Genomic DNA, 5,155 nt, shown 5'->3' on the forward strand with positions numbered 1-5,155 from the left:
CCACGGCCCGCCTCCGGATGCTGCGCGAGACCGTAGCGCGCACGGCGGCCGAAGGCGTGGCTACCGCGCTGCACGACTTCTCCCGGGCGCCCCTCCCGCCCACCCGCGGCGTCTACGACAAGGTCCTGGTCGATGCGCCGTGCACGGGGATGGGCGTGATCCGGAGGACTCCGGCCGCCAAATGGCGATTTCGCTCCGAGGGGGTGACCGGCATGGCCCGGCTCCAGGGGGCGATCCTCCGCAACGCGTGGGAATCGGTGCGACCGGGGGGGACGCTCGCGTACTGCACCTGCTCTCCCCTCCGGGAGGAGGACGAGGACGTGGTGCGGTCGTTCCTGGGGGAGCGGGAGAACGCATCGGTCGTCGACCCGCCGGAACGGTGGCCGGGCCCCGCCGACGCGCGGACCGCGGACGGATTCCTCCGCCTGTACCCCCACCGTCACGGCACCGACGCCTTCTTCGCCGCCCTGATGCGAAAAACCCCGTAGCCGGGACGGTCCCGGTTCTGGGGGTTCGGGAGACGTGCTACTATCGGAACGGAAAGGGGGGGCGAATGGACTATTACATCGCGCCGTCGCTGTTGTCAGCGGACTTCGGCCGTCTCGCGGAGGAGGTCCGCGCGGTCGAGGCCGCGGGCGCCGACATGCTCCACGTCGACGTGATGGACGGCCGATTCGTCCCCAACATCACGATCGGCCCCGCGGTGGTCGCCGCGGTGAGGAAGTGCGCCTCCGTTCCGCTCGACGTCCACCTGATGATCGTGGAGCCGGAGCGGTACATCGAGGCGTTCGCCGCCGCGGGCGCGGACGTGATCACCGTCCACGCCGAGGCGACGCCCCACCTGCAGCGCGCCGTGGCGCGGATCCGGGAGCTTTCGAGGAAGGCGGGCGTCTCCCTCAACCCGTCCACATCGCTGTCCGCCGTCGAGTGGGTCCTCCACGACGTGGACATGGTCCTCATCATGAGCGTGAACCCCGGATTCGGAGGCCAGTCGTTCCTCCCCTCGTCGCTGGGGAAGATCGAGCTCCTGCGATCGCAGCTCGACCGGGCGAAGCTGGACGTCGATATCCAGGTGGACGGCGGCATCAAGCCGGACAACGTCGGCGATGTGGTCTCCGCCGGGGCCAACGTGATCGTTTCCGGGTCGGGGATCTTCGGGACCCCCGACTACCGGAAGACGATGGAGCAGATGCGCAGGAACATCCGGAAGGCGTCGGGGGCGAAGGCGTAACGGGTCGCCTCCCCGGCGACGTTCTCCTCCAGGAGGTTTCCCCCGTGCCCTTATCGTTCCTCGGATTTCTCGCGATCGGCGCCTTCACGGGCGCAGTGTCGGGGATGTTCGGCATCGGCGGCGGGATCTTCGTGATCCCCGCGATGGTCTGGTTGTACGGTTTCGACCAGAAAATGGCTACCGGGACCTCCCTCGGGATGCTCCTCCCCCCCATCGGCATCATGGCGTTCTGGCAATATTACAAGGCGGACCTGGTGAGCGTCCCCGCCGCCCTCCTGCTGGTCGCCGGGTTCGCCGCGGGTTCGTACGTATCCGCCGGGTACGCGGTCGGCCTGCCGGAACTCCTCCTCAAACGGGCGTTCGGCGGACTTCTCATCGTGATGGGAATCCTGTACATATTGACGGCCCGGTAATAGGATCATCGGTAACGCAAACCGTCCCGGACCTCTCTTGGGGAAAAGGATCGTGAAGGTGCCACCCGGCCCCGCGCAGGAACCCGACGGATACGACGGGGCGTTCCTCGCCTTCTGCCGTTCCTTCGCCCGCGCGGCGGGCATCTTCTCGATCGTCGTGGGAATCGTCACGCTTCTCGGATGGCTCCTCGGTGTAGAGATCTTCCTTCGCACCTTCCCCGGCATGATCGTGATGAAGGCCAACGCGGCGTTCGCCCTGGTGTTGTTGGGGATATCCCTCGGCCTGGTCGCAGGCGATTCCGGCAGCCGGATGGTCCGGGGGCTGTCGGGAGGATGCGCGGCCCTCGCGGGGCTCCTGGGGCTGCTGACCTTGATCGAGCACGTGACCGGCGCGGACCTGGGCATCGACCAGCTCCTGGCGGTGGAGGCGCCGGGGGCCCTGAAAACGGCAAGCCCCGGCAGGATGGCCCCGAACGCCGCCCTGGATATCACGCTGTTGGGAAGCTCCCTGCTGCTGCTGAGTTTCCGGCGCGGGCACCGGATCGTCTCCTGGATGGCGGCCGTCTCCATGACGGTCGCATTCCTGGCCCTGATGGGGTACGCCTACGCTTCGGAAACGTTCATCGGCTTCGGTTCGCTTACGCATATCGCCGCCCAGACCGCCCTGGCCCTCCTGGCCCTCTCCGCGGGCGCGCTTCTCAGCACGAAGGAACTCGGTCTGATGGAGCCGCTCGCAAGGAACGAAGCCGGAAGCCGGATGGCCCGGTGGATGCTGCCGGCGGTCATCATCGTGCCGTTCGCCCTGGCGCTGCTCCGGTACGAGTTGTACCGCAGGGGGCTGGTCGCGGACGAATTCGGCGTCGCGGTCATGGTGGTCGTCGGCATGGCGGTCCTGGCGGCCGTCGTGTGGCGAAACGCCGTGGCACTCAACCGGTCCGACTCCGATCGGATGCGGCAGGAAAAAGCCCTGGCCACGACGACGGAAGTCCTGGAGAAGATCTTTTCCACCACGCACATGAAGATGGCGTACCTGGATCCGGAGTTCCGTTTCGTCCGCGTCAACCAGGCGTACGCCGACGCGTGCGGGCACCCGCCGGAGTTCTTTCCGGGGAAGAACCACTTCGACCTGTACCCTCATCCGGAGAACGAGGCGATTTTTCGCGAGGTGATCCGGACGGGGGAAGCGTACACGGTCCTCGCCAAGCCGTTCGAGTTCCCCGACCACCCGGAGTGGGGGGTGTCCTACTGGGACTGGACCCTCCAGTTGGTGCGGGGGGAGGACGGCCGGGCAGAGGGGCTCCTCTTCTGCCTGCTCGACGTAACGACCGCCAAGGAAATGGAGCGGGCGGCCTACCGGCAGGATAAGCTGGCCATCCTCGGGCAGACCGCCGCGGGAATCGCCCACGATATCCGCAATCCGCTCCAGGGGGTCCTCATCAACCTTTCCGTGGTGGAAACCCTCCTCGAAGAGAGTGCCGTAGCGGATCCGGAAGCGCGGGAGATGATCCGGACTTCGCTTTCCGCCGCCCGGTCGGCCTCGGACAAGATCGAAGGGGTCGTCCGGCGCGTGATGGATTTCGTTCGACCGACGCGGGCCCGGTTCGGCTCCACCGAGATCAACGTGGTGGTGAGGGAGGCGGTCGACCTCGTCGGCGTGTCGCTGCGAAACCGGGGGATCCGGCTTACGACGGCGCTCTCCGGGGGCCTCCCTCCGTGCAACGCGGATGCCCGGCTGATCGAGCAGCTGATCCTGAATCTCGTCACCAACGCCGCGCAGGCGATCGAAAAACCGGACGGCGCGAGGCGGATCGAGGTGTCCACCGGCCGGGACGGCGATGCGATCGTCATCCGGGTGGCCGATTCGGGACCCGGCGTGGCGGAGAGCGAGCGGAAGAGGATTTTCGACCCGTTCTTCACGACCAAGGAGCTGGGGACGGGGCTCGGACTCTCCATCAGCCGCCGGATCGTCGTGGACCATTCCGGATCGATCGATGTGGGAACCAGCCGATTCGGCGGGGCCGAGTTCACCGTCCGCCTGCCGGTCTCGCCGCAGGCGGCCTCCGGACGGGACCTCGTCGTTCCCGGTCGAGAGTCGCCCGGGTAGCGCGCGGAATCCGCTCGGCAACTGCGTATTGACTGCGCGCTATGCCGTTGGTAGCATTACAGTTTCCGTCGGGATGTGGCTCAGCCTGGTAGAGCACCTGGTTCGGGACCAGGGGGTCGCTGGTTCAAATCCAGTCATCCCGACCATCTTTTCCAGCCCTTGCGGGCCGCCCTTCCCGGGGGCGGCCCGTTTTCCTTCCATCCTCCCGCACCGAAATCCTTTTCCCGGCCTGGACATCCAAGGGAGAGGTGTTTCTCGGCGGTCCAAGAGGAGTACAACTGCGGATTCCGGGGAGGGTCCCCGGCGGGGAGGGTTCGGAATGCGAAACGGGAGGATGTTGGCGGTCGGTCTGGTCGCGGCGTTCGTTTTCCTGGCGTTGGCCGGAGGGGCGGTCGCCATGGACCATGCGGTGATGACGGCGACCAAGGACGGCGTGGGGAGTTACCTGACCGACGCCAAGGGGATGACCCTGTACTGGTTCAAGAAGGATTCGCCCGGTAAGAGCGCCTGCGCGGGACCGTGCGTCGACAAGTGGCCGCTCTACTACCGGGAGAAGGTCGCCGCGGGGGAAGGGACGAAAGGGGAGGAGTTCGGAACGGTCTCGCGCGAGGACGGGAAGAAGCAGACCACGTTCCGCGGCTATCCGCTCTACTACTGGGTCGGGGACAAGGCCAAGGGGGACACGGGCGGACAAGGCATGGGAAACGTCTGGTTCGTGATCGATCCGGCGAACTTCCCGCCGAAGATGTAGCGGGGCGATCCCTCCTACTTCTTCTTGATCGATCCGGCGGCGGGGGCGGAGGGCCCCCGGTTCGATACGACCCACGTCAGGTCGGCGGACAGGAGGGAGGGATCCCCCGTGTCCGCCAGCACCGCGACCGCGGCGAAATACACCCGTTCGTTGTGGACCATCGCGCTCGCCGCCGGGGAGAACACGATGGACGTGGCGGAGACCGGGGACGCGATCGGCATGAGCGTGCCGGGCGTCAATGCGGGGTCGCGCGTCCAGTAGACGGTGTACCGCACCGGGCGGCTCCCCTCGAGGGGGGCGCCGCTCTGGTACGTCGTCACGGGATCCCAGGAAATGCGCCAGGTCTCCGAGGGGGGACCCGTGACCGGCCCGCCGATCGTGATGTTCCCCGGCGCCGCCGGGCTGGGGCTGGGCACGTTGACGATGGAGACGCTCTGGGAGGCGGTGCGGGTGACGGACCCCGAGGTGTAGGAGGCGGACACCGTGACGGTCTGGGTGGCGGAGACGGTCGCCGCGGTGAGGAGTCCGGAGCTGCTGATGGTGGCGTACGCGGTGGTGACGGACCAGGCAGGCGTTACGGCGGAGGTGGATCCGTCGCTCCAGGTGGCGGTGGCGGTGTAGGTGGCGGTGGCCCCCTCGTTGACGGAAGCGGCTCC

8 protein-coding genes and 1 tRNA gene are annotated in these 5,155 nt (G+C 67.4%); 8 read left to right on the plus strand and 1 reads right to left on the minus strand.

What is annotated here, in order from left to right:
* The 6 genes from HZB86_11925 to HZB86_11950 form a co-directional block, all read left to right on the plus strand.
* On the plus strand, positions 1 to 488 hold a 488-nt coding region (locus tag HZB86_11925; protein ID MBI5906231.1), incomplete at its 5' end, for an RsmB/NOP family class I SAM-dependent RNA methyltransferase.
* 65 nt (positions 489 to 553) lie between these two features.
* A complete protein-coding gene (locus tag HZB86_11930) occupies positions 554 to 1,231 on the plus strand; it encodes a ribulose-phosphate 3-epimerase (protein ID MBI5906232.1) in 678 nt (225 codons plus the stop codon).
* Between the two features lie 44 nt (positions 1,232 to 1,275).
* Complete coding sequence (locus HZB86_11935) at positions 1,276 to 1,644, plus strand: sulfite exporter TauE/SafE family protein (GenBank protein ID MBI5906233.1); 369 nt, start codon at positions 1,276 to 1,278, stop codon at positions 1,642 to 1,644.
* Positions 1,645 to 1,696: 52 nt separating this feature from the next.
* Positions 1,697 to 3,748: a PAS domain-containing protein gene (locus HZB86_11940; GenBank protein ID MBI5906234.1), complete on the plus strand. Its 2,052-nt coding sequence runs from the start codon at positions 1,697 to 1,699 to the stop codon at positions 3,746 to 3,748.
* A 69-nt stretch (positions 3,749 to 3,817) separates the two neighbouring features.
* Positions 3,818 to 3,894: transfer RNA gene (locus tag HZB86_11945), tRNA-Pro, on the plus strand.
* A 188-nt stretch (positions 3,895 to 4,082) separates the two neighbouring features.
* Positions 4,083 to 4,499, plus strand: coding sequence for a hypothetical protein (locus tag HZB86_11950; protein MBI5906235.1), 417 nt, complete (start codon positions 4,083 to 4,085; stop codon positions 4,497 to 4,499).
* Positions 4,500 to 4,513: 14 nt separating this feature from the next.
* Here the strand turns inward: HZB86_11950 and HZB86_11955 are convergent, their stop codons facing one another.
* Positions 4,514 to 4,819 carry a hypothetical protein gene (locus tag HZB86_11955; protein MBI5906236.1) on the minus strand — a complete coding sequence of 102 codons (306 nt, stop codon included), beginning with the start codon at positions 4,817 to 4,819 and terminating at the stop codon, positions 4,514 to 4,516.
* 13 nt (positions 4,820 to 4,832) lie between these two features.
* On the opposite strand from HZB86_11955, the gene HZB86_11960 reads away from it, so the two are divergent.
* Together HZB86_11960 and HZB86_11965 are read left to right on the plus strand one after the other, a co-directional pair.
* Positions 4,833 to 4,970, plus strand: coding sequence for a hypothetical protein (locus HZB86_11960; GenBank protein ID MBI5906237.1), 138 nt, complete (start codon positions 4,833 to 4,835; stop codon positions 4,968 to 4,970).
* 12 nt (positions 4,971 to 4,982) lie between these two features.
* Positions 4,983 to 5,120: a hypothetical protein gene (locus HZB86_11965; protein MBI5906238.1), complete on the plus strand. Its 138-nt coding sequence runs from the start codon at positions 4,983 to 4,985 to the stop codon at positions 5,118 to 5,120.
* Positions 5,121 to 5,155: the final 35 nt, after the last annotated feature.

The organism is Deltaproteobacteria bacterium, assembly GCA_016234845.1.
Classification (GTDB): Bacteria; Desulfobacterota; Deferrimicrobia; order Deferrimicrobiales; family Deferrimicrobiaceae; genus JACRNP01.